General features: G+C 67.2%; 15 protein-coding genes and 1 pseudogene. 7 read left to right on the forward strand and 9 right to left on the reverse strand.

Going from position 1 to position 25,761, the window contains the following annotated elements:
• Window positions 1-109: 109 nt before the first annotated feature.
• Entirely contained in the window at window positions 110-994 is an 885-nt protein-coding gene (locus ACZYZ9_RS11820) for a LysR family transcriptional regulator (protein ID WP_463826457.1), read from the reverse strand.
• A 91-nt stretch (window positions 995-1,085) separates the two neighbouring features.
• Here ACZYZ9_RS11820 and ACZYZ9_RS11825 point away from each other — a divergent pair.
• Window positions 1,086-1,860 (forward strand): annotated as a pseudogene (locus ACZYZ9_RS11825) (SDR family oxidoreductase).
• A 5-nt stretch (window positions 1,861-1,865) separates the two neighbouring features.
• Here the strand turns inward: ACZYZ9_RS11825 and ACZYZ9_RS11830 are convergent.
• The gene (locus ACZYZ9_RS11830) at window positions 1,866-2,093 is read right to left on the reverse strand and encodes a DUF3618 domain-containing protein (RefSeq protein WP_463826458.1); all 228 of its coding nucleotides are present in this window, start codon (window positions 2,091-2,093) and stop codon (window positions 1,866-1,868) included.
• Between the two features lie 80 nt (window positions 2,094-2,173).
• Between ACZYZ9_RS11830 and bcp the strand changes: the two genes are divergently transcribed.
• Window positions 2,174-2,647, forward strand: coding sequence for a thioredoxin-dependent thiol peroxidase (gene bcp, locus ACZYZ9_RS11835; protein WP_463826459.1), 474 nt, complete (start codon window positions 2,174-2,176; stop codon window positions 2,645-2,647).
• A 60-nt stretch (window positions 2,648-2,707) separates the two neighbouring features.
• Entirely contained in the window at window positions 2,708-3,946 is a 1,239-nt protein-coding gene (locus tag ACZYZ9_RS11840) for an HNH endonuclease signature motif containing protein (RefSeq protein ID WP_463826460.1), read from the forward strand.
• A gap of 59 nt (window positions 3,947-4,005) precedes the next feature.
• Here the strand turns inward: ACZYZ9_RS11840 and ACZYZ9_RS11845 are convergent, their stop codons facing one another.
• The gene (locus tag ACZYZ9_RS11845; RefSeq protein WP_463826461.1) at window positions 4,006-5,349 is read right to left on the reverse strand and encodes a M20/M25/M40 family metallo-hydrolase; all 1,344 of its coding nucleotides are present in this window, start codon (window positions 5,347-5,349) and stop codon (window positions 4,006-4,008) included.
• 120 nt (window positions 5,350-5,469) lie between these two features.
• On the opposite strand from ACZYZ9_RS11845, the gene macS reads away from it, so the two are divergent.
• From macS to ACZYZ9_RS11860, 3 genes are read left to right on the forward strand one after another with little or no spacing between them, the layout of a single operon-like run.
• Window positions 5,470-6,612 carry a MacS family sensor histidine kinase gene (macS, locus tag ACZYZ9_RS11850; RefSeq protein ID WP_463826462.1) on the forward strand — a complete coding sequence of 381 codons (1,143 nt, stop codon included), beginning with the start codon at window positions 5,470-5,472 and terminating at the stop codon, window positions 6,610-6,612.
• The gene (locus ACZYZ9_RS11855) at window positions 6,605-7,261 is read left to right on the forward strand and encodes a response regulator (protein ID WP_463826463.1); all 657 of its coding nucleotides are present in this window, start codon (window positions 6,605-6,607) and stop codon (window positions 7,259-7,261) included. Before macS ends, ACZYZ9_RS11855 begins: the two co-directional genes overlap by 8 nt.
• A gap of 60 nt (window positions 7,262-7,321) precedes the next feature.
• Entirely contained in the window at window positions 7,322-9,184 is a 1,863-nt protein-coding gene (locus tag ACZYZ9_RS11860; RefSeq protein ID WP_463826464.1) for a DUF2339 domain-containing protein, read from the forward strand.
• A 51-nt stretch (window positions 9,185-9,235) separates the two neighbouring features.
• Here the strand turns inward: ACZYZ9_RS11860 and ACZYZ9_RS11865 are convergent, their stop codons facing one another.
• The 5 genes from ACZYZ9_RS11865 to ACZYZ9_RS11885 all read right to left on the reverse strand — a co-directional run bounded on the left by ACZYZ9_RS11865 (window position 9,236) and on the right by ACZYZ9_RS11885 (window position 23,199).
• On the reverse strand, window positions 9,236-10,675 hold the full coding sequence (locus tag ACZYZ9_RS11865) for a PE family protein (protein WP_463826465.1): 1,440 nt from the start codon (window positions 10,673-10,675) through the stop codon (window positions 9,236-9,238).
• 598 nt (window positions 10,676-11,273) lie between these two features.
• Entirely contained in the window at window positions 11,274-11,666 is a 393-nt protein-coding gene (acpS, locus tag ACZYZ9_RS11870) for a holo-ACP synthase AcpS (protein ID WP_463826466.1), read from the reverse strand.
• A 19-nt stretch (window positions 11,667-11,685) separates the two neighbouring features.
• Window positions 11,686-20,907, reverse strand: a complete 9,222-nt coding sequence (locus tag ACZYZ9_RS11875; RefSeq protein ID WP_463826467.1) for a fatty acid synthase subunit beta domain-containing protein — start codon at window positions 20,905-20,907, stop codon at window positions 11,686-11,688.
• A gap of 528 nt (window positions 20,908-21,435) precedes the next feature.
• The gene (locus ACZYZ9_RS11880) at window positions 21,436-22,155 is read right to left on the reverse strand and encodes a DUF1906 domain-containing protein (protein ID WP_463826468.1); all 720 of its coding nucleotides are present in this window, start codon (window positions 22,153-22,155) and stop codon (window positions 21,436-21,438) included.
• A 180-nt stretch (window positions 22,156-22,335) separates the two neighbouring features.
• The gene (locus tag ACZYZ9_RS11885; RefSeq protein WP_463826469.1) at window positions 22,336-23,199 is read right to left on the reverse strand and encodes a MerR family transcriptional regulator; all 864 of its coding nucleotides are present in this window, start codon (window positions 23,197-23,199) and stop codon (window positions 22,336-22,338) included.
• A gap of 76 nt (window positions 23,200-23,275) precedes the next feature.
• On the opposite strand from ACZYZ9_RS11885, the gene ACZYZ9_RS11890 reads away from it, so the two are divergent.
• Window positions 23,276-24,418: an aromatic ring-hydroxylating oxygenase subunit alpha gene (locus ACZYZ9_RS11890; protein WP_463826470.1), complete on the forward strand. Its 1,143-nt coding sequence runs from the start codon at window positions 23,276-23,278 to the stop codon at window positions 24,416-24,418.
• Between the two features lie 12 nt (window positions 24,419-24,430).
• Here ACZYZ9_RS11890 and ACZYZ9_RS11895 read toward each other — a convergent pair whose 3' ends face one another.
• Entirely contained in the window at window positions 24,431-25,738 is a 1,308-nt protein-coding gene (locus ACZYZ9_RS11895; protein ID WP_463826471.1) for a lipocalin-like domain-containing protein, read from the reverse strand.
• Window positions 25,739-25,761: the final 23 nt, after the last annotated feature.

Here is a 25,761-nt window from a genome sequence, read left to right on the forward strand (position 1 = left end):
CCGACGCGTCGACCGGTCCGGGGCACGAACTGCCCGGTCTGTTCGCCGCCGACGGTATTGCAGGATTCAAGGCGCTGGTCTCCGGGCACTTTCGTGGCGCGCCACTGATTCAGTGCCGCGCCAACAGCGCGGTCCGTGCCTCAGATGTGGTGTGCGGCAACCATAATGCTTGAATGGGCACTAGCGGCGGGTCGTCCAGGGCCCGCACTTCGACACGACCGTGTAACGCCGGGCCCGCCGGCGCGGTCACCAATGCGACGTAGTCGTTGCCGACGACCGCGGTGACCGGCGGGGTGCCCTGCATCTTGTTGACCACCACCGTCGGCTCGAAACCCGCACGGCGACAAGCTGCTACGAGGAAGTCCGTATAGAACGAGAACGTTGGCGGTGCCCACACAACAAGCGGGTAGGCGGCGATGTCGGTGAGCGCGATGCTGGTCTGCTTGCTCAGCGGGTGACCGGCTGCTACCGCGACCCGCAGTTCGTCGTAACCGATGACCGCCCCGGCGAACTCCGGTGGCGTGGTGGCGCCGCGCCGCAGACCCACGTCGATGGATCGATCGAGCAGGGCTTGCTGCATGTCGGAGGGGAACATCTGTCGCGCCGTCACCGAGACCTCCGGCAGCGCCGCGCGCACCGGTTCGATGATCGTGAAGATCTCTTCGGCAGTGATCGCCGGGGTATGTCCGACGACGAAGGGCGGCTGACGGCCGGCGGCCACCTGCCGCGTGGCGTCGGTGAGTGCGGCGGCGGCAGCCAACAGCAACGGTGCACCCTCGCGCAGCTTCTGCCCGGCCGGGGTCAGCTGCAGTCGCCGGCCGCGACGGTCGAACAGGCTGACGCCGATAGCGTGCTCGAGTTGGCGCATGGCCGTACTCAATGCCTGCTGAGTGAGATGAAGCCGCTGGGCGGCGGCGGTCAGATTCTCGTGTTGGGTCACCGCGATGAACTGGGACAGCCGGTACAGGTCTAATGGTGCATGGTGGTCCGACACCGCCAACCCCTCACCATGGACAACTTCCGGTTGTCATTCGACCATTAAACACTGTTGGCGATTTGTATATCCGCCGACATAGTTTCGCGTCATGAGCAACCACAGCCTGAACGGTAAGACAGTGCTGATCGCCGGCGGCGCCAAGAACCTGGGCGGACTGCTCGCCCGCGATCTGGCGACTCGCGGCGTCAAAGCCATTGCGATTCACTACAACAGCGACGCCACCAGAGCAGCCGCGGACCAGACGGTCGCTGCCATCAGGCGACGCCGGACCCGAGGCCTATGCCTTCCAGGGCGACCTGACCTCGGCCGCAGCGGTCTCGTCGCTGTTCGACGACGCCAAGGCCGCCCTGGGGACGATCGACATCGCGGTAAACACCGCCGGGATGGTGATCAAGAAGCCGATCGCCGACATCACCGAGAACGAGTACGACACGATCTTCGCCGTCAACTCCAAAGCCGCGTTCTTCTTCATCCAGGAGGCGGGCAAGCACCTCACGGACCAGGGCAAATTGGTCACCGTGGTCACTTCGCTACTGGCTGCTTACACCGGGTTGTACTCGATCTATGCCGGCTCCAAGAGCCCCGTCGAACACTTCACCCGCGCGGCCTCCAAGGAGTTCGGGGAACGTGGTATCTCGGTGGTCGCCGTCGCACCCGGACCGATGGAGACGCCCTTCTTCTACGGGCAGGAAACCGATGAGTCGGCGAAGTTCAACCAGACGGCGGCCGATTTGTCGAAATTCACCAGGACGGGTTTGACCGATCCGGACGATATCGTTTCGCTGATCCGCTTCCTGGTCAGTGACGGTTGGTGGATCAACGGACAGACCATCTTCGCCAACGGCGGTTACTCCACGCGTTGAGCGGGTCAGCGGTTCCTGATCCTGTGGATCACCACGATGACGGCGACGACGCCGGCCCCGGTCAGTGACACCGTCACGATGGGCTTGTTGAGGAACTCGAACACCTTGGCTTTGACGTCGTCGGCCAGGCGGCGCGGGTTGGCCCGCTCAGCAAGCGAGTCGACCGTGGCAGCCAACTGCTCGCGGGCGACATCGATCTCCTTCTTGATGGTGTCGGGATCGCGGTCCGCCACGTGTCTGTCCTCCAAATCAAGCTGATGCACTGACCAACTACCCTAGTGCCGACGCTTCGGCGACGAGAAAGGGATGCACTTTGACCGAGACCACACGACTGGCACCCGGCGACCCAGCGCCCGCTTTCAGCCTGCCCGACGCTGACGGCAACACGGTGTCGCTGTCGGACTACAAGGGCCGCCGCGTCGTCGTGTACTTCTACCCGGCGGCTTCCACGCCCGGCTGCACCAAGCAGGCGTGCGACTTCCGGGACAGCCTGGCCGAGTTGAACGAGAGCGGTCTGGACGTCGTCGGCATCTCCCCCGACAAGCCGGAGAAGCTGGCCAAGTTCCGCGACGCGGAGAAGCTGACCTTCCCGCTGCTGTCGGACCCGGACCGCAAGGTGCTGGCGGCCTACGGCGCGTTCGGCGAGAAGAAGATGTACGGCAAGACGGTCACCGGCGTCATCCGGTCCACTTTCGTCGTCGACGACAAGGGCAAGATCGAGATCGCGCAGTACAACGTGAAGGCCACCGGGCACGTGGCGAAGCTGCGGCGGGACTTGTCGGTTTAGGCCCGATCGAGCCTTCCCCGGCGGCCGGGAGTTGTCGTACCCCGGTGCTGTGATGGTGTTGTGTCTGCCGCCGCTGTTGCTGAGCCTGTCGGGTTGATGCCCAAGGAGCGCTTGGAGGTGTTGTTTGAGGAGTTGGCGGAGCTGACGGGTCAGCGTAATGCCATCGATGGGCGCATCGTGGAGATCGCTGCTGAGGTGGACCGTAAGCAGTTGTGGGGGATGACCGGGTGTCGGTCGCTGGCGTCGATGGTGGCCTGGAAGACCGGGGTGTCGCCGGCCAACGCCCAGACGGTGGCGGCGATCGCCGGGCGACTGGAGCAGTTCCCGCGGTGTGCGGCCGGCATGCGCGAGGGCCGGTTGTCGCTGGATCAGGTGGGGGTGATCGCCCAGCACGCCGCGGACGGCTCTGATGAGCATTATGTGGAGTTGGCGGCGGTGGCCACGGTCACCCAGTTGCGTACCGCGGTCAAGCTCGAACCCCGAGCTGATCCCGGGCCCGCCCCCGAGCCGCGGCGGCGGATCACCAAGACCTGCGATGAACACACGACCACGTGGCGGATCACGTTGCCGCACATCGAGGCCGCGGTGTTCGACACCGCGTTGCAGGCTCATCTCGATGCCCTGGTCGCGACGTGGAAACGCGACCACGGCGAGGACGACGCGCCCAGCGCGCCGCCCCTGCCCACCACTGTGGATGGGTTCATGAGCCTGGTCGAGGCCGGCTGGGACACCGAGGTCGCCCGCCGCCCGCACGGGCAGCGCACCACCGTGGCGGTGCACCTCGACGTCGACAAGCGCGCCGCGGCGCTGCATCTGGGTCCGCTGCTCACCGACGCCGACCGCCAGTACCTGACCTGCGATGCCACCTTCGAGGCCTGGTTCCAACGCGACGGGCAGCTCATCGGCACCGGCCGGCAGACCCGCCAGATCAACCGCCGGCTACGCCGCGCCCTGGAACACCGCGACCGCTGCTGTGTGGTGCCCGGCTGCGGAGCCACCCGCGGCCTGCACGCCCACCACCTGCGGCACTGGGAAGACGGCGGCCCCACCGAACTGACCAACCTGGCCCTGGTCTGCCCCTACCACCACCGCCTACATCACCAGGGCGGGATCACCATCACCGGCACCGCCGAGAACCTCATCGTCACCGACGACGACGGACACCCCCTCCCACCCGGATCACTGGCCCGACCCCCCACCACACCACCACCGGATGTCCCACCCTGCCAAGGACCCCTCGGCGAACGCGCCGACTGGTGGTGGTACACACCCTTCCAACCCGAAGCGCCACCGAATTAGGTTGGCGATCAACGGAACTCGCCTGCACACAGCTGCGCGGAAATTCCCGCGTCTCGCGTTTAGCGGTCCGGAGCTAAGTTCGCCAGCAGTAACGCTTCCGCGATCGCCGCCCGCTCCAGCACGCCCAGGTGCAGGCTCTCGTTGACGCTGTGCGCCTGGGTGCCCGGATCCTCCACCCCGGTGACCAGAATCTTGGCTTGTGGGAACGCCTCGGCGAACTCGGCGATGAACGGGATCGACCCACCCATGCCCATGTCGATGGGATCGGTACCCCACGCCTGGCGGAACGCCGCCCGCGCCGCGTCGTACACCGGTCCGCTGGCCTCGATCGCGTAGGGCTGGCCGAGTTCGCCGCGAGTCACGCTGACGTGCGCGCCCCACGGAGCGTGCCGCTTGAGGTGGGCTTCGACCGAGTCCAGGTGCGCGCTCGCATCACCGCCGGGCGCCACCCGGATGCTGATCTTGGCTTTCGCCCGCGGAATCAGCGTATTCGACGCTGCAGCAATGGATGTGGTGTCGATACCGATTACGGTGATCGCGGGCTTGGCCCACAATCGCTGCGGCACCGACCCGGACCCGATCTCGCTCACCCCGTCCAGCAGGCCCGAGTCGGTGCGGGCCCGCTCCGGCGGATAGTCGGGGTAGTTCAAGCCGGTGATGTCGGTCTGGTGCAGACCCTCGACGGCCACATTGCCGTCGTCGTCGTGCAGGCTGGCCAACAGGCGCACCAGCACGCTCAGCGCGTCGGGAATCACGCCGCCCCACAACCCGGAGTGCAGGCCGTGGTCGAGGGTGGCGACCTCCACCACGCAGTCCGCCATCCCCCGCAACGACACCGTCAGCGCCGGCACCTCGGTACTCCAGTTGTCCGAGTCGGCGATCACAATCACGTCGGCGGCCAGCTCGTCGCGGTGGGCGGCCAGCAATTGCCCCAGCGACGGCGACCCCGACTCCTCCTCACCTTCCACGAACACCGTCACGCCCACCGGCGGTTGACCGCCATGTGCCCGGAATGCGGCCAAATGTGTTGCGATGCCTGCTTTGTCGTCGGCGGTGCCGCGTCCATAGAGGCGTCCGTCCCGCTCGGTCGGCTCGAACGGCGGCGAGTGCCACTGCCCGCGGTCGCCCTCGGGTTGCACATCATGGTGGGCGTACAACAGCACCGTAGGCGCCCCGGGCGGAGCGGGATGATGCGCGATCACGGCGGGGGCACCGCCTTCGCTGACAATCCGCACATCGCCAAAACCAGCCTGCGACAACAGGTCTGATACCGCCTGTGCGCTGCGGTGCACCTGGTCGCGCCGGGCCGGGTCGGCCCACACCGAATCGATGCGTACCAGATCCTCGAGGTCGCGCCGCACCGAAGGCAGCACCGCGCGCACCCGCTCCACCAGATCAGTCATGGTTCCGAGGCTAGCCATGCCCGTGTCACTGACGTGAGGTGAGTCGTGTGACCAGTGATCATCGGCGGGCGAGGGCACGGCAGGACCGACTGACCCCTCGGCCCGCTCTAGGCTTGCCGGGTGAGCACCGACGGGCCCGATCCCACCACCCCACTGTGGCGGGCCGCGCAACTGTTCCGGCTGTTGAGCTGCCTGTACGCGCTGGGTTTCCACATCGCGGTCAGCGCGGATCTGCGCCATCCGGCGCTGGGTTGGACGCTGTTCGCGGTGCTGATCGGGTGGAGCGTGGCATGTTCGGTCGCCTACCTGCGCGGGTTCGGCCGTCGCCCGGCCTGGGTGATCGCCGAACTCGTGGTGGTCGTGATGCTGATGCTGTCGACCGAGGTCGTTGCGTCCGGCCAGTGGGCGCACAACAATCAGACCTGGCCCACGACCTTGTGGGCCAGCAACGCCACTATCTCGGCGGCGCTGCAGTTCGGACCGGCCGGCGGCATGCTGACCGGCCTGGCTGTGGCGGCGACCAGCGAATTCGTCAAGGGCTACCTCAACGTCAACTTTGGACGCAACGCCACTATCATCGTCGAGCTGGCTGTCGGGCTGGCCATAGGTCTGGCGGCTCGGACCGCGCGCCGCGCCCATGAAGAATTGCAGCGGGCGGCCCGTCTGTCCGCTGCGGTGGAAGAACGCGAGCGGCTGTCCCGCCAGGTCCACGACGGCGTCGTCCAGGTACTCGCGCTGGTCGCCAAGCGGGGGCACGAAATTGGCGGTGCCACAGCCGAACTCGCCAGACTTGCCGGCGAACAGGAACGCGCGCTGCGCAAGTGGGTCACCTCCACCGACATGCAGCGCGAGTCGGAGGCGACGGTCGATTTGCGTGCGCTGCTGCGCTGCCGGGAGTGCGACCACGTGTCGATGAGCCTGCCGGGAACCCCGGTGACCCTGGACAGTGCCGTGGCCGGCGAACTGGATGCCGCGGTCGGCAACGCGCTGGACAACGTACGGCTGCACGCCGGTCCGGAGGCTCGCACCTTCGTGCTGCTGGAGGACCTCGGCGACGAGGTCGCGGTCAGCATTCGCGACGACGGAGTGGGCATCGCACCTGGACGGCTGGAGGAAGCGGTCAGTCAGGGACACGTCGGGATCGTGAAGTCGATCATCGGGCGGTTGGAAGCGTTGGGCGGCAGCGCCGAGCTGACCACCGGGCCGGGTGACGGTACCGAATGGGAACTGAGAGTGCCACGGGGAGAGGGACGGCATGGCTGAGGATGCGGCACCTACGGTGATGGTGGTCGACGATCACCCGATCTGGCGCGACGCGGTCGCCCGGGATCTCGCAGACGACGGGTTCAACGTGGTTGCTACCGCTGAGGGCGTGGCGTCGGCGCGCCGCCGGGCGGCGGTGGTCAAACCGGACGTGGTGGTGATGGACATGCGCCTGTCCGACGGCGACGGTGTGCAGGCGACGATGGAAGTCCTTGAAGTGTCACCCGACAGCCGGGTACTGGTGCTCTCGGCCTCCGACGAACGCGACGACGTGCTGGAAGCGGTCAAGGCGGGGGCGACGGGCTACCTGGTCAAGAGTGCCTCCAAGGCCGAACTGGCCGATGCCGTGCGAGCCACCGTGGCCGGACGGGCGGTGTTCACCCCGAGTCTGGCCGGACTGGTGCTGGGTGAATACCGGCGCATCGCGCAGCGCCCGCAATCCGAGCCGGCGGGACCCAGCCTGACCGAGCGGGAGACCGAGGTACTGCGCTTCGTCGCAAAGGGCATGTCCGCCAAGCAGATTGCCGAAAAACTATCATTGAGCCACCGGACGGTGGAAAACCACGTGCAGGCCACCTTCCGCAAACTGCAGGTGGCCAACCGGGTGGAGCTGACGCGCTACGCCATCGAGCACGGGCTCGATCAATGACCGGATTCGGGTAGTCCTACTCATCCGACCACCGGGGTATCCCCGGCAGGGTGGGTCACCATGACCCAACCGCATCAGGCTGTGATCAGTCGGCTGTCGCAAGAATTCGACTCTCTCGCCCGGCAGATGTCGCGAGTTTCCGGTGAGCTCAGTCAGCTGGATCGGCTGATCTCCGCCCCCGCGTCCACGCCGCCGGAAACCGCCGTCCCGCCGGCACCGCGATACGTCCCGCCGCCCGTCGCGCCGGCTCCCGTCGCCCCGCCGCACCAAGCCGGCACATACTGGCAGCACTACTACCAATCCTGGCGGCCGGCGACAGTCGCACCCCGCCCACCGCGCCCACCGCGTCAACCCAAACCCGTGCCGTCCGCCCCGCCCACTCCCCCGCGGCCCGTCGCCCCGGCCAGCCCGGACACGGCCCAATCCGGTTGGATCGGCAAGGTTCTGGCCGTCGCCGGTGTAGCTGTCACGCTGATCGGCGTGGTGCTGCTGCTCGTGCTGGCCGCGCAGGCCGGACTGTTACGACCGGAGATCCGGGTGGCCGGCGGCAGCGCACTGGCGCTCGCGCTCGTCGGCGTCGCTGCCCGATTGCGTAGCCGCCCGGGCGGCCGGATCGGTGCGATCGCCCTGGCCGCCACCGGTATTGCCGCGGAATACCTGGATGTGATCGCGGTCGTCACCATCTACAAGTGGGTCCCCGCGTCGCTGGGACTGGTACTGGCCGCCGTCGTGGGTGGCGCGGGTCTGGCTGTGTCGCGACGGTGGGGTTCCGAGCATCTCGCGCTGCTGGTGCTGATCCCACTGATCGGCCTGGCTCCCGTCCTCACCCGCGGTATCGACCTGCTCCTGGTCAGCTTCATGTTGGCGCTGTCGGCGGCCGCGTTGCCGGTGCAGTTGGGCAAGGACTGGATCTGGATGCACACCGCCCGCACCGCGGCGACGACGCTGCCGTTACTCCTCGCACTGGTCGCGGTCAACGACCACGACAACGCCTGGTTGGTCGGCGGAGCATGCGGAGTGGCGGCGACACTCGCCATCGTCGGCGGCGTGGTGCTGCTGCCCAGCACCACCAACGCGACCGCACTGGCACTGTTGACCGCCGCCGGTACCTTGCCGGTGCTGGCCAGCGCAGTCGGAGTGAATCACGTTCTGGCAGCGGTTCTTTCCGCCGCGGTGGCGGCCGCGATGCTCACCGTCACATTGCTGGGCGACCACCCCCGCATCGTCAGCCAGATCTGGTCGGCCTGGTCGGCGATCGCGGCACTGGTGGCCGTCACCGTTGCGTTCGACGGCTACGTCGCGGGCCCGCTACTGCTCGCACTGGCTATCGTGGTTGCGATCGCCGGTCGTCGGAATGACGTAGCACGCTGGGCTGCAACAGGATTCGGCACCATTGGGGCGGGGTGGTTCTACCATTACGCACCGCTGACGGCCTTGGTGCGGGCCAGCACGACGCCGCCGTCGGTTGCGGTGTCCACCCTGGCAGCCAGCCTGCTGGTGGTTGCTCTGGCATCCGTGCTGACCCGGGTCTTCCTCAACTCCGACTGCGCGGGCCTACTACTCGCGATCGCGGCGGCAGCGGTGGGCTACGCCGTGACCGCGTTCACCGTGACTGCGGGTGTTCTGATCGGTGGCACCGGAGGCGGATTCCTGGCCGGGCACATGGCGGCCACCATCTGCTGGATCGGCATGGCGGCAGCGCTTTTCGTGTATGCCCTGCGGTCTGGACATGACCACCGTAGCGAGGCGATCACGGCAGGGTTGGCGCTGACCGCGGCAGCCACCGCCAAGTTGTTCCTGTTCGACCTCGCCACGTTGGACGGCATCTTTCGGGTGGCGGCGTTCATCATCGTGGGTCTGGTGTTGCTGGGTATGGGCGCCGGCTATGCCCGCAGCCTGGCCGGCGTAGACCAACGCACCTGAAACGCACGGGGCCCCGCCGAACAGAGTGCAATTCGGCGGGGCGCCAACCGGTTACGCGAGCGGCCCCGCCCCGATGGCTTGCGCCAGCTGCTGTGGCAGGTAGCTCAGCAGCCCCGGAATGATGCCGCCGAACTGCGCGCCGCCGAGCGGCGAGGGATCGATGCCCTCTATGAGTGTCAATTGACCGCCCTGTAACGGCGTGAGCAGTCCACCCAACGGCAGACCGGTCGAGGTGTTGAGCGGCACTCCCAAACCAATGTCCACCGGAACATTGAGCGTCAGCATCGATTGCCCGTTCAAGAACCCGTTGGCAATCACCGCCGGCGCGCCGAGCAGCGACGCCGCCGCTCCCGGAATGTTGCCCGCCTGGAGGGCGGTCGTGACCGCCACCAGACTCGACTGGGCCGCAGCACCTGTGGTGACCACTGGACCTATCGCGTCAATCGCCAACACAAGCGGCAGGCCCACATGCAGCGGGAGCGTAGGTGCTACCAGGTCGATCGACTGAGTGACATCGGTCATGGTGGTGATGAGGTTGGTGGCGTTCTGCGATATCGCTGCGGGAATCGAACCGACCGGCAGCAGGTTGGTGAAGTTCTGTGCCATCTGCCCAGGGATGGTGAAGATCGGTCCGAGATCGCCGACTGCACCCACCGGCGAGACGACTACCACACCGGTGGGCAGGACCACACTGCTGAAGCCGGTGAAGAACGGCGCCAGGAACCCTGTTGCCAGAGTGTTCGCCGCGCTGGTGTAGTCGCCCGCCGCCAACGCCTGACCAGCCGCCTGCAGACTGGCCGGGAAGGCCTGCACGCCGGTGCCGAAGTCGCGCGCGGCAGCTGTCAACGACGTCGAAATCGTGTTGAAATAGCCTATCTGGTTATTAATGAACCCTTGGGCCAGCGCACCGGGCTGGAAATCAGCCAGACCCGAGAGCGCGTTGTGAATTACCACCGGTAGGTTCCCCAGCGTTGCGGGCAGGTTCTGTATGGCGCTGGCGAATCCGGTACTAATGGTCTGCAGGTAGCTGGCCTGATTGGCAATGAATTGCCGTAGGAATGGCATAGGGTTCGCCGAGACGGCACGAGTCAGGCTCTGCAAGTTCGCTGCGGTATTCGTCGACAACGCCTGGTACGGCGCCGCCACCTCGCCGGCGAATGTTGCAATCGCCTCCAGGGGAGACGCTCCCGCGGCGGCGCTGACCCCGCCGAGCAGCGACTGCGCAGCGGCCTCAGCGGCAGTGTATTGCGCTGCGCTCGCACCCACCAGATCTGCGAATTTTGCATGAAACGCATTGAGCTGCTTGCTGATTGCCTGGAACTCTGTCCCGTGCGAGCCGAATAGTTGAGCAATTGCCGCGGAAATCTCGTCGGCGCCCGCGGGCAGCACCGAAGTGGTCGCAGTCGCAGCCGACGCAGCGGCCTCGGTCAGCGCTGACTGGATACCCGCAAGGTCGTTGGCCGACGCCTGCACGAGTTCGGGTATCGCCACTACATACGACATATCAGTCTCCTTTGACTAGGCCCGGTATGACCCCTGGTCATCCGTACAACCCCGAAACTAAACACTTGTTTCTACATCGGGTCAAGTATCATAGGAAATTCACAGCATATTTTGCTCTACTAAATAGCTGAAATCCGGGTACCTTCAATAGCCCTGAATCCGCCGGATTCAGAGCGCAATATTAACCAAATCGCATGCAACTCAGCCGTTCGGGGACCGAACTAACTAGGTGCTGCCGCCAGCAGTGAATTCGTCAGGCGCGCGGCCCGAGCGACAACTGTTCAGGGCGGTGACGCGGCACGCCAGTGCGGTGTCTCGCCCGCGACGACCGGGTTCACCGGGCAACGGTTGCACATCTCAGACCCTTCGACACGGTACTTTGGTCGAACTAGCGAGTAACTTACTGCGGAGTAGGTTGTACGTTCGGATGGTAACTCGCAACCCGACGCATGTGCAATAGCTTCTCCGTGCGAACCGTCCGCTGCAGCATGGCCACAACGCTCACCACCCCCCGCGAGCAGACACAGAATCGCATTCAATCGGGTCGCGTGATGCGATTCTGTGTCTGCTCGCGCAGAAGCGGGGCCTAGGGCGCCTCGAGGATCGCCACCGCGGCCGCCGTATCCCCCTCGTGGGTCAACGACACGTGGATCGTCACGTCGGCCAGGTGCTTGGCGATTTCGCCACTGAGCCGGACCCGCGGGCGGCCCCACATGTCGGTGACCACCTCGATGTCGCGGTGGATGTCCTCGGGCAACACCGGCCGCTGCGCGAACCGCGAACCAGACCAGGCCTTGATCACCGCCTCCTTGGCCGCCCATCGGGCGGCCAGGTGCCGCGCCGCCGACGAACTCTTGTCGGAGGCGTCGCGACGCTCACCCGGGGTGAAGGTCTCGGCGAACACCGTGCCCGGCTGGTCGACCTGCTCGGCGAAATCAGGAATGGAGACAAGGTCAATCCCGATTCCGACGATGCCCATGGGTGGTGAGGCTATCGGATCAATCCGCGACGACCTGGTACGCCCCGTCCGCGCCCAACCGGGATGCGGTATTCAGCAGCATCGCCGCCTCCTGCGGCTTCTCCGGTCCGTCGTGGTCGAAACGGCGGTCCGGCGGCCGCTGATACATCGGCTCGCCGCCGGCAATGGCTGATGCCAGCCGCCGTTGGCCGGCCAACAGCCGGGACTCGGCGCGGCGCTGGTAGTCCGCCCGCTGCCCGGGTTCCAGCGCCGCGATGAACGCCTGCGGGTGGACCAGCGCGACCAGACCCGACACGTGGCCGAACCCGAGGCTGGTGAGCAGCCCGGCCTTGAGCGGGAACTTGTCACCCAAGCGCAGTGCGTCGCGCAACCAGACGAAGTGCGCCGAACCGGCCAACTCGTCGTCGACGCAGTCCAAACTGCGGTTCGGCGGAATCACGCCGTCGCGCAGCATCTGGCACATCCCCATCATCTGGAACACCGCCGCGCCGCCCTTGGCGTGACCGGTCAGGCTCTTCTGCGACACCACGAACAGCGGCGCACCTTCGGAGCGACCCAGCGAGTCGGCGAGCCGCTCATGCAACTCGGTCTCGTTCGGATCGTTGGCCAACGTCGACGTGTCGTGCTTGGAGATCACCGCGATGTCGTCGGCAGTGACGCCCAGTTTCGCCAGCGCCCGTGCCAGGGCGGAGTCTCTGCCGCCGCGGCCGGCGCCCAAGGCGCCCAGCCCGGGAGCCGGGATCGACGTGTGCACCCCGTCGCCGAAGGACTGCGCGTAGGCGACCACCGCCAGCACCGGCAACCCCATCCGCAGCGCCAGGTCGCCGCGGGCCAGCAGGATGGTGCCGCCCCCCTGCGCCTCGACGAAGCCCAGCCGACGCCGGTCGTTGGGCCGGGAGAACTTCGCGTCGTCGATGCCGCGGCCCCGCATCATCGCGGTGTCGGCGGTGGCGGCCATGTCACCGAAGCCGATGATGGCCTCCAGCGTGAGGTCGTCCAGCCCGCCTGCGACCACCAGCTCGGCTTTGCCCAGCCGGATCTTGTCGACGCCCTCCTCGACCGACACCGCGGCCGTCGCGCACGCGGCGACCGGGTGGATCATCGAGCCGTAGCTGCCGACATAGGACTGAATGACGTGTGCGGCAACGACATTCGGCAGTACTTCCTGCAGGATGTCGTTCGGCTTGTTACGGCCGAGCAGGTTGCCGTGGTACATGGTCTGCATCGACGTCATGCCGCCCATGCCGGTGCCCTGAGTGCTGGCCACCAGGCTCGGGTGCACGTAGCGCATCACCTCGGCCGGGGAGAACCCGGCGGACAGGAACGCGTCCACGGTGGTGACGATGTTCCACAGCGCCACCCGGTCGATCGAGTTGGCCATGTCCGGGCTGATGCCCCACACCGTCGGGTCGAAGCCGGTCGGGATCTGCGCCCCGACCACTCGCGACAACTTAGTCTTGCGGGGTACCCGGACCTCCGTGCCGGCTTTGCGGGTGACCTGCCAGTCGCCGGAGTCGGGCGCCGGCCGGATCACCGTGTGCTCGGGATCGAACTCGGCGAACGCTCGGGCCTCGGCTTCGGAGGACACCACGAAGGTGAAGTCCTTGTCCAGGAAGACCGACACCAGCAGCGGCGACGCGTGGTCGGGGTCGATCGCACCGTCGTCGACGAACTCGCGGATACCGCAGCGCTCCACCACGGTGTCGTGGTAGCGCTCGACCAGTTCGGATTCGTCCACCAGATCGCCGGATTGCGTGTCGTACCAACCAGGTTGGGGGTCCTCTTCCCAGCGGATCAACCCGGTGGTCCAGGCCAGCTCCAACACACCGGCCGCCGACAGCTCGTTTTCGACCTCCATCTCGAAGCGGGTGCGCGACGATCCGTACGGCCCGAGTTCGGCGCCGCCGACGATCACCACCAGGTCGGCCGGGTCGACGGCGAGGTCGTCCCAGTCCGGCGGCGGTGCCGGGCGGTACCCGCGGGGCGGCGACGGCAGCGCGGCGATGGTCCCCTCGGCCGGCGCGTCGTCGGCAGGGGCGGACTCCGAGGTCATCTCCTCGCGCGCCTTGGCGGCCAGCTCCGCCATGTCCAGCTCGACGTCGGCCAGCCCGCCGGTGAAGTCGGCCTTGATCGGCGAACTCGACGCGGCGACTTTGGATTCCACGTCGCACAGGCCGAGCAGCATCGCCGCCATCTCGTCGGTCGAATAGGTGGTGACACCGGCCTGCTCGACGGCGGTGACGATCGCGTCGTTGTGCCCCATCAACCCGGTACCCCGGGTCCAGCCGATCAGCGCGTGCGCCAGGCTGACCCGTTCGGCCCACGAGGTTTCGGCGTGCCAGCGGCTCACCACGGCGTCCAGCGCCGACTTGGCTTCACCGTAAGCGCCGTCACCGCCGAACATTCCGCGGTTGGGTGAACCGGGCAGCACCACGTGCAACCGGGAGGCGATGTCGCGCTCGGCACCGATCTTCGACAGCCCGCTGATGAGTCGTTGCGCCGCCCACAGCAGCACCTTCATCTCCATCTCGGCGCGGGCCCCGACCTCGGAGAGGTCACCGACCACCCGCGGCGCTGCGAACGGGAACAGCAGCGTGGGAGTCTGCGCGTCCTTGAGGTGAATCGATTGCGGCCCAAGGCTTTCGATCTGCTCGGTGCCGACCCATTCGACCAGCGCGTCGATGTCGGAGTAGGACGCCATATTGGCCGGCACCACCCACAGCGTCGCGCCGTAGCGTGCGTGATCACGGTAGAGGGTGCGGTAGAACGCCAGCCGTTCGTCGTTGAGCTTCGAGGTGGTCGCGATCACCGTCGCGCCGCCGTCAAGCAGTCGCGCGGCCACCGACGCGGCGATCGATCCCTTGGAAGCACCTGTCACCACGGCGATTTCGCTGCTGCAGGGACCGGGGTCCGGGTTCTCGGCACCGGCGGCGATCCTGCCGTACAGCGAGGCGTGGACCTGACGGCCCGCGGCCAGCGACTTGCCCTGCCACCAGGTGGCCTGGGTCGCCACCACGTGACCGGCACCTTCGAAACGCTCCGAGAGCCGAACCCAGTCGGCGTCGATGTCACCTTCGTCGGTCAGCCACAGCTTGACCAGGTCCTCGCGGGCGCTGGCCCAGCGGTCGTCGAAGACGACGGCCTTCTTCCCGTCGAACGCCGGCGCCACCAAACGTGGCCAGTCCGCACCCAATTCGGTGGTGACCAGGTCGATGAGTTCGGCGTCGGTGGTTGTCGGCGACACGGCGACCGGGTCGTCAAGACCCAACTGCCCCAGCACCAACCGGGCAGCTGAAGCCAGCACCCCGTCCCGACCGGTGATCTGGTCGGTGAACTCGCTCAGTGCGGCCGCGTCGACGGTCGCGCCACCGCCACCGCCAGCCGAGGGCAGCGACACCGACACGCCCCGGCGGGCGGCGACCGCAGCCACTGCCGCGTCGATGACCTTGTCGACCGACGCCGCGTCGGCCAGCGCACCCTCGTGCAGATGGCCCATGGCGCCGCCACGGACACTGGTGCCCTCGCGGGTACCCAGCGCCACCTCGACGGTCACGTGCTTGGCCCAACCCTCGCCCAACTCCCAGGTCTTGGTGACCCGTTCGGCGATGGCGCCGGGGCGCTTGCCCGAGGGGCCCAGCACGGTACGCAACTGGTCGTTGATCGCATCGGAAAGCACTGGGCCATAGGGTTTGTAGGTGCGGGCCAGCTTGGTGACCTGCGCGCGCAGCCCGGCCAGGTCGGCCTCGGCGGCGCCGTCGATGGCACCCAGGTTCAGCTCAGAACCCAGGTCCACCAGCAGCTGGTTGCGCCGCGACGACGCGCCGTCGGTGATCGACTCGATGGAGTCCAGCGGCTCGATCTGGTCGATGCGCATCTTGGCCGAGATCGCGATCAGCGCCACGGTGGCGTCGGCGGCGTCGAAACCGATGTCCTCGGGACGCGGGCCTCCGGACGGTGCCGCGGCGGGAACCGGCGCGGCGGCAACGGCTTCCGACGCCGGCGCGTCGGTCCCGGGCTCATCGGCCACCGGTTCGTCTTCCGGCTCCGGGTCGGTGTCAGTAGCGAACAGCACCGAGGCATCCCGCTCGGCATTGAGCACTTCCACTGTGCTGTGCGCGTATTCGGGCAACTTGAGGGTGTTGGTGGCCAGACCCGCGACGGTCGGCGCTGTCTTCACGCCGATCTCGACGAAGCGCTCCACGCCCAGGCCGCCGGCGGCCTCCTCGATGAACAACAGGTCCTGAGTCTCGATCCAGCGCACCGGGCTGGCGAACTGCCAGGCCAGCAGCTCGATCAGGACCTTACGGGCCAGGTCGCGGGGCCGCTCGTTGCGCCAGGTGTCGTAGTCGGCGAGGATTTCGTCGAGCGGTTCGGCGGGAACCAGGTCGCGGATCTCCTGAATGAAGTCGCGATCCAGCGTGAACGGCCGCGGCACCAGGTTGGGGATGTAGCGGCCCAGGATCACCTTGGGATCCTTGTCGCGCGGCATCAGCCGTTCCAGCGACCGCCGGAATTCGTCCACCCCGACGCGCAGCACCCGCGAGTGGAACGGCACGTCGATGCCTGGCACCAGGATGAAAGAGCGCTTGCCGCCGGTGATTTCGCGGCGCCGCTCTACCTCGGCTTCCAGCTCTTTGAGGCCCCGCACGGTACCGGCGATGGCGTACTGCGAACCACGCAGGTTGAAATTGACGATCTCCAAAAACTCACCGGTGCGCTCGGCGATCTGGGCGACGAACGCGGTGACCTCGTCGTCCGGCAGGTCGATCTGCGAGGGCCGGATCGCGGCCAGGCGGTAGTTGGAGCGGCCCAGCTCGTCACGCGGCACGATGTCGTGCATCTTCGACCCGCGATGGAACACGGCTTCCAGCAATGCTTCCAGTTCGAAGACACCGCTGACGCAGGCCAGCGCGGTGTATTCGCCGACCGAGTGGCCGCAGGTGATGGCCTCGTCGACGAACGCGCCCTGCTCGCGCATCTCGGCAACCTGCGCGGCCGCCACCGTCGCCATCGCCACCTGGGTGAACTGCGTCAGGAACAGCACCCCGTCCGGGTGGTGGTAGTGCACCCCGCTGGCGATGATGCTGGTCGGGTTGTCGCGCACCACGTGCAGCACCGAGAAGCCCAACGTGTCGCGGGTGAACTTGTCCGCCTCGTCCCACACCTTGCGGGCCGCTTTGGAGCGGGCCCGCACGTCCATGCCCATGCCCTTGTGCTGGATGCCCTGGCCGGGGAAGGCGTAGACCGTCCTGGGCGAGGCCAGCCGGGCGCTGGCAGACATGACCAGCTCCGCGCCGACTTTCGCGGTGACCTCGAGAACCTCTGCGCCCTGGTCGATTCCGACCCGCTCCACCCGGAAGTCCACTTCGTCGCCGGGCAGCACCATGCCCAGGAACCGCGCGGTCCAGCCGATCAGTCGCGCCGGCGGGCGCGCCTGGCCGTCGGTGGCGGTCACCGCGTGCTGCGCCGCCGCAGACAGCCACATGCCGTGCACGATCGGCGAGCCCAACCCCGCCAGGAGCGCGGCGGCCTTGTCGGTGTGGATGGGGTTGTGGTCGCCGGACACCACGGCGAACGGGCGCATGTCGACGGGCGCGCCGATGGTGACGTCGCGACGGCGCCGGCGCGGGGTGTCGGTGGCGTTCTCCGAGACCGCGCCACCGGCGCGGGCCGGGTCGGCGAGTTCGGCGGACCCGGTGCGCCCCAGGATCGCGAACCGCTCGTCGAGGGTGGCGATGAGCGCGCCGTCATTGTCGGAGACCCGGACCGAGACGGGCACTACGCGGCCCATATCGGTGTCGGTGGCCGCCGAAGCCGTTGCGACGACGGTCAATTCGGTCGGTACCGTCGGCAACTGCTGAGCCAGCCGGGTCGCGTGGTCGAGGTGCACCAGGCTGAGCAGGCCTTCGACCACGGGCACGCCATCGTCGGTGGTGGCCGCGCCGATCGCGGCGAAGACGGCGGGCCAGCAGTGCCCGACGAGCGCGTCGGGCACGGTGGTCAGGCTGGGTGCCAGCGGCTCGCCGAAGGTGGCGGTGACGCCGGTGTGGTCAGCGACCCGTTCGGGATCCCAGCCGACGGTGACGGTGGCGGCGCCGTTTTCCACTGCGGGCAGCGATTCGGGGCCGTCGACACCGGCAGCGATGGCCAGCACACAACGCATGGCCGCACTGGCGTTCTCGGTGGACACCACGGGTATGCCACCGTCGATTGTGTTGGCGGGCAACTCGAATGGAATATCGATCCAGGTTCCCGACACCGGCACACTGAGCACGACGCCGTTGTCGTCGGAGCCGACCGCCAGCCGCGACCCGGTGGATGTGTGTGTGGCGGTGCGGTTTTCGCGCACCTGCCAGTCGGCCGGCGGTGCGATCCGGTGCACCGGGTTGGTGGTGGTGCGCCCGGCCCACCGCACGTCGGGTGCGTCGAGCACGAGGGCCAGCGGTCCGCGCAGATCGGCGCGACCGAGGCGGCGCGCCGTCACATCCGTCGGCTGGGCCCCGGTGGCGAGTACCTCGTCGATGGCGGCCTGCTCGAAGCGGTCGAGCAATTCACCGACCGGCTCGTCCATCCGGGTGATGCCGGACACCGCCGCCGGCCCGGGGATGATGCACACCTGGTCGGCGTCGTAGCGGGCGTCGTGCGCCTGCCACAGCGAGTCGCTGCGCCACCAGCGGCGCACGTCCTTGTCGATGACCGGCACGAAATTGACCGGCTTACCCGGCTTCTTGCACAACGTGACGAAGAACGGCACGTCGGCGGGATGCAGCTGCACTGTCTCGGCGTCCGGGTAACGCTCGACCAGGGCCGCGAGAGCCCGGTCCGGGCTTTCCAACAACTCGCGGTCGGCGTAGAGGGTCTCGATCTGACCGACATCCTGCGGGTGCAGTCGGGATTCGGTGCGCTTGAGCATCTCTTCGAACCGGTCCCGCCACGTGTCGGCCAGCCAGGGACTGCCGGGTGCGGCGGTGTCGGCGGTCGAATTGCCTTCTCCGATGGCCAGTTCGACATAGCGGCGCAGCCACTGCAGGTAGGTCATCTCTCCGACGTCGCCGAAGTACGGCTTGGCGGTGCCGGCCATCGCGGCGATGATCTCGTCGCGCCGCTCGGCGACCGCGTCTGCGTCACCGGCCACCTCGTCGAGCAGCTGCCCGCACCGGGAGGCGCTGTTATCGATCTCGTGGATGTCTGCGCCCAGCTGGCTGCGGCTGGAAGCCATGCCGCCCTGGGCTTTTCCGGCGCTGATCCACTGGTCGGTGCCCTGGGTCTCGACCAGCATCTGCTTGACCGAGGGCGAGGTGGTGGCCTCCAGCGTGGCCATCGCCGCGGTGCCGACCAGGATGCCGTCGATCGGCATCGACGGGAAACCGTAAGCCTCCGCCCAACGTCCGGACAGGTACTCCGCAGCCCGTTCCGGGGTGCCGATGCCACCGCCGACGCAGACGGTGATGTTGGAGCGCGAGCGCAACTCCGAGTAGGTGGCCAGCAGCAGGTCGTCGAGGTCCTCCCAGGAGTGGTGACCACCGGCGCGGCCGCCCTCGACGTGCATGATCACTGGCTTGGTGGGCACCTCGGTGGCGATGCGGATGACCGAACGGATCTGCTCGATAGTGCCGGGCTTGAACACCACGTGGCTGATGCCGATGTCGTTGAGTTCTGCGATCAGGTCGACGGCGTCCTCGAGTTCCGGGATGCCGGCGCTGACCACCACGCCGTCGATCGCCGCGCCAGACTGGCGAGCCTTCTGGACCAGCCGCTTGCCGCCCAGCTGCAGCTTCCACAAATAGGGGTCCAGGAACAGCGCGTTGAACTGGTAGGTGCGGCCGGGTTCGAGCAGCCCGGACAGCTGCTCGACACGGTCGGCGAAGATCTCCTCGGTGACCTGTCCGCCCCCGGCCAGCTCGGCCCAGTGCCCGGCGTTGGCCGCGGCGGCGACGATCTTCGCGTCGACGGTGGTCGGGGTCATGCCGGCCAGCAGAATCGGCGACCGGCCGGTCAGCCGGGTGAACTTCGTCGACAACTTCACCCTGCCGTCGGGCAGTCGGACCACCGTCGGCGCGTAGCTCGACCAGGCCCGGGCCACCTCGGGGGTGGCCCCGACGGTGAACAGGTTGCGCTGACCACCGCGCGTTGCCGCGGGCACGATGCCGATGCCCAGACCGCGGATGACCGGCGCGGTCAACCGGGTCAGGATGTCCCCGGGACCCAGGTCGAGGATCCAGCGCGCACCGGCGTCGTGGACCTTGGTGATCTCCTCGACCCAGTCGACCTTGCGGACCAGGATCGCTTCGGCCAGTTGCCGGGCCAGCGCGACATCCAGCCCCACCTTCTCGGCCCAGCGCCCGACAATCTCGATGCCGTCGGCCAGCCGCGGGGTGTGGAAGCCGACCTCGACCTTGACGGCGTCGAACACCGGCGCGAAGACGTCGCCGCCGCGCAGCTTGTTCTTGCGCTCGGCTTCTTCCTTCTCCGAGATCTGGTGGCAGTACAGCTCAAAGCGGGACAACTGTTCCGGGGTACCGGTGATGACGACCGAGCGGCGGCCGTTGCGGATGGACAACACCGGCGGCAGCACGGTACGCACGTCCTGGGCGAAGTCGTCGAGCAGGCGTCCGATCCGCTCCGGGTCGGCGTTGGTGACCGACACCATGGGCGGGCGGTCGCCGAGCACCGAGATCCCCCGCCGCCGGGCGACCAGCGTGCCGGCGGCACCCACCAGTTGAGCGATGGCGAACAGCTCGACATCGCGCGCGCCGCCGGCCTTGAGCGCCTCGACGGCGAGCACACCTTGGGAATGTCCGGCAACGGCGACCGGCGGGGTTTCGACCAGGTCCATGCCTTGCCGGGCGAGCGCGCGGATGGCCGCCACCTGGGTCAGCAGCACCCCGGGCACCGAGACCGCCGCCGACGTCAGGTGCTTCTCGGAGGGGATGGCATCTTCGGCGGCCAGCGCGCGCACCCACCGCAGCGGCTCGAAACCGATCGGACGCACCACGACCAGCTCTTTTGCCACCGGCTCGAGTAGCAGCTCGACCTCGCCGACCAACGTCGCCAATTCGGATTCGATGCCCGCCCCGGACACCAGTTCTTCCAGCGTCTCCAGCCACGCACTGCCTTGGCCGCCGAACGCAACGGCGTACGGCTCGCCGGTGGTCAGGCGATCGACCAGAGCATGTGCGTTGTGCGGACCGCTGCCGTCACGGTCGGCGGACACCCAGTCGTGCCTCTCGTGGATCGTCACCTTGTATCTCCCTCAAAACCTCTGTGTCGCATCTCGGTTCGATCGCCCGGTTTCCCGGGGCCGCATCGACTTCCGGGCGATTCCGCACCGAATCGCCAGCCGATCGTCGGTGTGACCGGTGCGGTCCGGGGCTGCTGCGGCGGCCTCAGAACCTCGAACGATCGGCATCGGTCCCAATAAGAGTGTCATGAGGATCTCCACGAATTCTTGGAGCGATTGGTTACTGGCGAGTTCTACGCACGGGTAACCGTGTCGTGGGTAACACCGCGTTTGGCCGCCGGAGCGAGCGGCGCCGACAAACGTCCTGCATGCAGGTGGTTACGGTCGAGTAGCTATAACTCCGCTGTTCAAAGCAGTATTGTTATCAAATCGTTATATGAAAAATTTCGCCCTCAAGCGTCGCGTAATGAGCCGCCCAGCGGGCTGTCGCGGATTCATCCGTGTAGCCGACCGCCGAAGCTGCGCGAACAAGTGTTTGCTGGAAAGTGCGAGGCGGGCCCGCGGCAGAGCCTGGGAACCGACCGGGGGTCAGGCCCACTGCCCGAATTGGGGCTTGAGGATCTCGTTGACGTCGACGCCGACGCCGCCGACCGAGCGCTTGTCGATCTCGACCTGATGCAGGTGCGCGGCGGGGTGTTCGTACCCCTTCGGCGATCCCCAGTTGTGCTGCCAGAAGTAGGTGCCCAAGCCGTCGTTGACCGCCCAGTCGATGGTCTTCGAGTTGGCGTAGACACCCGTGCGCTGGTGCCCGACAACCGACTCCCAGGACCGCAGGTAGGGGACGATCTGGTTCTTGTACTGGTCGTGCGAGGGATCGTCGTCGATGGAGGCGTAGATGGGGGCACTGGACGGGCCGCCGGCGGCGGCGTGCAGTTCCATGCCGCGCTTGGCGTGCTGCAGGCCTGCGGCAGCCCCACCCAGCCAGTCCGACGTGCTGCCTTTGCCGAATTGGTAACAGGACACGATCTTGAGTCCGCTCCCGTGCAGGTCGCGCGCCTCGGCCAGCTGAATGGGCTTGCCCAGCATCCAGGCACCGCCGGGCCGGCGGTCCGACACGTACCGGATCGCCCCGACGGCACCCGCGGCCCGGATCTCGCTGGCAGGGATGACGCCGGCCGCGTAGTCCAGCAACGTGCCGAGCGAGGCCGCGGCGGGCGCCGCGCGCAGGGACGCTGCCGCAGCACCCAGCCCCAGCAGGCCGGGTGTCGCCGCGGCGAGTTTGAGCACGTCACGCCGAGAGACCGACATGCGGCACAGAGTAGTTCACTGTTCCCAGAAATCACGTTGGCCACACTGGACACAACGCATCACCTTGGCATCGTTCTTGGGTTGTCGAGCCTGTACTCAGCGCCGCATTCTGTGCGCGCCGACGTCCTCACTGCAGTCTCGGTGCCACCTGTTCAGGCTCGACACTTCCGGTGCGTCCGGTCAGCGGTCGGGCAGCACGATCACGCTGATCGCTTCGAGTCCGCGCCGGGCCGTCTGCTGAGCGATCTCGTCGATCAACATCGGCGCCGCGGGGTTGATCGAGCGCGCCCACGCGCGGAAGCCCTGCACGATCACCGGGTCGTTCTCCAACAGCGGTTGCACCCTGCGCAGAGCACCCACCACGTCGTCGGGCAACGGCTCGGCCACCTGCGCATCAATCCACCTGCCTGCGAGTTCCGCTACCGCCGAGACGTTGTCGCCCAGCGCGATCACGTCAGCGGCGAGTTGGCGGAGTCGATCGAACAGCACCCGCCGCCCCGGGCATCCGGACAGTTCCGCCAACAACGTGCTGGCAGCGGGCGGCAGCACCATCTGCCCGAACAAAGCGGGCACCGGCAACTGCCACTCGTCGAAGAGCTCGGCATACATCGCGGCCACCGGGGCGGCCAACGGCTCGGACAGTCTGCCCATCACGCCGATGCTGTCGCGGTGGGTGGTCGCCAGTCGGCGCAGGATGTGCTCGTTGACGTCGCCGCCGCCGGCGTCGGTGGCGGCATCGATCGCAGTGATCAGCTGGTCCAACCGGTCGCGCTGGCGCACCAGCAGTGTGCGGTGTTCGTCGAGCAGGTCGGACAGCGTCGTCTGCCCGTCATCCAGCAACCGGGCGATGTCGTTGATGCTGACGCCGAGGCTTCTCATCAGGTCGATGCGCAGCAGGTCGAGCACCTGCTCGACATCGAAGACCCGATACCCGTTGCTGAGGTGCTCGGCACGCAACAATCCGATTTTCTCGTAGTGGCGGATGCGACCTGAGGCGATTCCCGTCAACGCGGTGACCTCGCCGATCAACAACTGGTCAGCCACGTCTTGACCTTACAACGGTCATAAGGTCTGTACTGGAAGCAGAAAAGCTTGGAGACAGGACTGCAGGAGGCTTCCGGTGGATCACGATCAGCTCATCGATCTCACCCGTCGTGCGCTCAAATTGGCGCGGGACAAAACGACCGACCTCGCACCTGCGCCGCACCGGGTCAACGCGGCTGAGTACACCGCACGGGAGCGGCACGAGCGCGATCGGGTCATGGTGCAGGCCAGCCCGCAATTGGTCGGCTATGTCTCCGAACTGCCGCGGCCGGGGGCCTATTGCACCAAGACAGTGCTGGGCCGGTCCATCCTGTTGACCCGCACGGCCGACGGCTCGGTCAAGGCATTCGACAACATCTGCCTGCACCGGCAGGCGCCGGTCGCATCGGGTTGCGGTGTCGCCAAACGGTTCACCTGCCCCTACCACGCCTGGACCTACGACAACACCGGCCGGTTGGTTGCGTTGCCGGGACGGGAAGGATTCCCGGACACCACGCTGAAGTCTGACGGGCTGACCGAGCTGCCGGCCACCGAATACGCCGGATTCCTCTGGATAGCATTGGATCCCGAAGTGGAGCTGGATGTCGCGGCCCACCTGGGGCCATTGGCTGCCGAACTGGATTCGTGGGGTATCGGACGGTGGACTCCGCTGGGCGAGAAGGTGCTCGATTCGCCCATCAACTGGAAGCTAGCGGTGGATACCTTCGCGGAGAACTACCACTTCGCCACCGTGCACGAAAAGACGTTTGCGACCCTGGCGCGCAGCAATTGCACGGTGTTCGATGCGTTCGGACCCCACCACCGGTTGATCTTCCCGCTCAACACAATTCTGGATCTGGAGGATGTGCCTGAGCAGCAGTGGGTGCCGCTGAACAACCTGGTGGTCATCTACGCGTTGTTCCCCAACATCGTGATCTCAGTGACCATCGCCAACGGTGAGTTGTTCCGGGTCTACCCGGGTGATCAGCCGGGGCGGTCGATCACCGTCCATCAGAATTCGACGCCGTTGGACATCTCTGAGGAATCCGTGGCGGCCGGCGCGCAGACCGTCTTCGAATACGCCCACGCCACCGTTCGCGACGAGGACTACCGGTTGGTCGCGCAACTGCAGGCCAACCTGGAATCCGGTGCGCGCGAACAGCTTCTGTTCGGGCGCAACGAGCCGGGGTTGCAGCACCGACACCTTGCCTGGCAGCAGGCAGTCGACGCGCGCGGCTGAATCTTTCGGGATTTACGCCGACTGCGACAGCGCCTCGGCGAGAGCTTCGAGCACCTCTGCGTGTTCCGGAGCGTCGGCCATCGCCGCCCGGACGACCTCGAGTGCCTCGCTGCAGCGACCGGACGCCAGTAGCTGGGTGAGCCGGTCGACCAGGTCCGGTGCCGCTTCGGTGGCCAACACCTGCAGCAACTCCCAATCCCGGTACAGCGCCAGCGAACGCTCGTTGAACGCGAACGCCGTCACCGGCTCACCGGCCAGCGTTCCCCGGTAGCGGTAGGGCCCTTCCATGTACTCGATTGGCAAGCCGTGCGCCGGGGCCGGCACCAGCGGCTCGCCGACGATATCCAATTGGAGTGGAGCACAGACGATTCGATGCCGATCAGGCAGATAGCGGGCCTTGACGGGCGGGCGGATCAGCGCTCTGATCTCGTCCGGCCAGCGCACGTAGCTGGTGATGGTGACGTCGAAATCCTCGACGCACTCCGGGGCCCTGCCGTCGGGGTAGCTGGTGGTGATGCCGGTAAACGGTTGCAGCGCATTGCCTTCGGTGCGCAGGAACTGGCGCCAGATGCTCATGTCGACGCCGTTGTCGAAGTTGATGGTCCGCCATTCGTGCGATCGGGTGCGCGGCGGCTCACCAGTTCCCCCACCCGCGTACTTCGGGAACCATTGCCGGTCGACGTGCCCGCTGGTGCCGGTGACGCGTTCGGTGCTGTCACCCCAGCGCAGCGTTCCGGTCATCACCATCCCGGTCTGGAAGTAGGAGTAGGTGTCGTCCTGACCGAAGCAGGCGATCTTGCCGTGGTAAGCCGCTGCGCCCAACGGGGTCGGTGCGCGTGTCGGCGTGACCGCCAGGTCCAGGTGCATGGGCTGCCCGTGCTGGTCGGTGCCCACCAGGCTGATGTCGTAGGTGTAGGGCAGCAACTCTCCGTCGTCGTCGCGCGTCGTCCAGCGGGCGGTGCCGGCACCGGTGTCGTATGCGAGGTCGAGATGGCCGACAGCGGTGGTCATCTTGGGCTTGACCCCTGGTTCCATGCTGGCCGGCGGCATGTCGTAATCGGTGAAGGTGCCGTACGCACCGGTGTCGAGATCGAACAACGCCAGCGTGTAGAAGTCGGCGACGATCGAGCCGCCGGGCCGGTTCTTGTTGAAGATGGTCAGGAACGCGAATGACCTACCGGTGTCGGCTGCGGCGAGTTCACCGGCGATGAACCAGGTGTCGGACTCCTGACCGGGGTGCTCGCCTTCGGCGGCGGGAAATTCCAGTTGGCTGTCACCGGGTACCAGCTGGAACGGGTAGCTGCGCCAGTCGTTCGTCACAGGTTGCCTTGCCTCTGCTGAAT

The sequence above is a fragment of the Mycobacterium sp. IDUB_28 genome (assembly GCF_055419285.1).

What these genes read in the sequence shown, in the direction of transcription:
- ACZYZ9_RS11845 (WP_463826461.1), bottom strand. Translation starts at nt 5,349, where the DNA reads ATGACTGATCTGGTGGAGCGGGTGCGCGCGGTGCTGCCTTCGGTGCGG.
- ACZYZ9_RS11855 (WP_463826463.1), top strand. Translation starts at nt 6,605, where the DNA reads ATGGCTGAGGATGCGGCACCTACGGTGATGGTGGTCGACGATCACCCG.
- ACZYZ9_RS11860 (WP_463826464.1), top strand. Translation starts at nt 7,322, where the DNA reads ATGACCCAACCGCATCAGGCTGTGATCAGTCGGCTGTCGCAAGAATTC.
- acpS (WP_463826466.1), bottom strand. Translation starts at nt 11,666, where the DNA reads ATGGGCATCGTCGGAATCGGGATTGACCTTGTCTCCATTCCTGATTTC.
- ACZYZ9_RS11880 (WP_463826468.1), bottom strand. Translation starts at nt 22,155, where the DNA reads ATGTCGGTCTCTCGGCGTGACGTGCTCAAACTCGCCGCGGCGACACCC.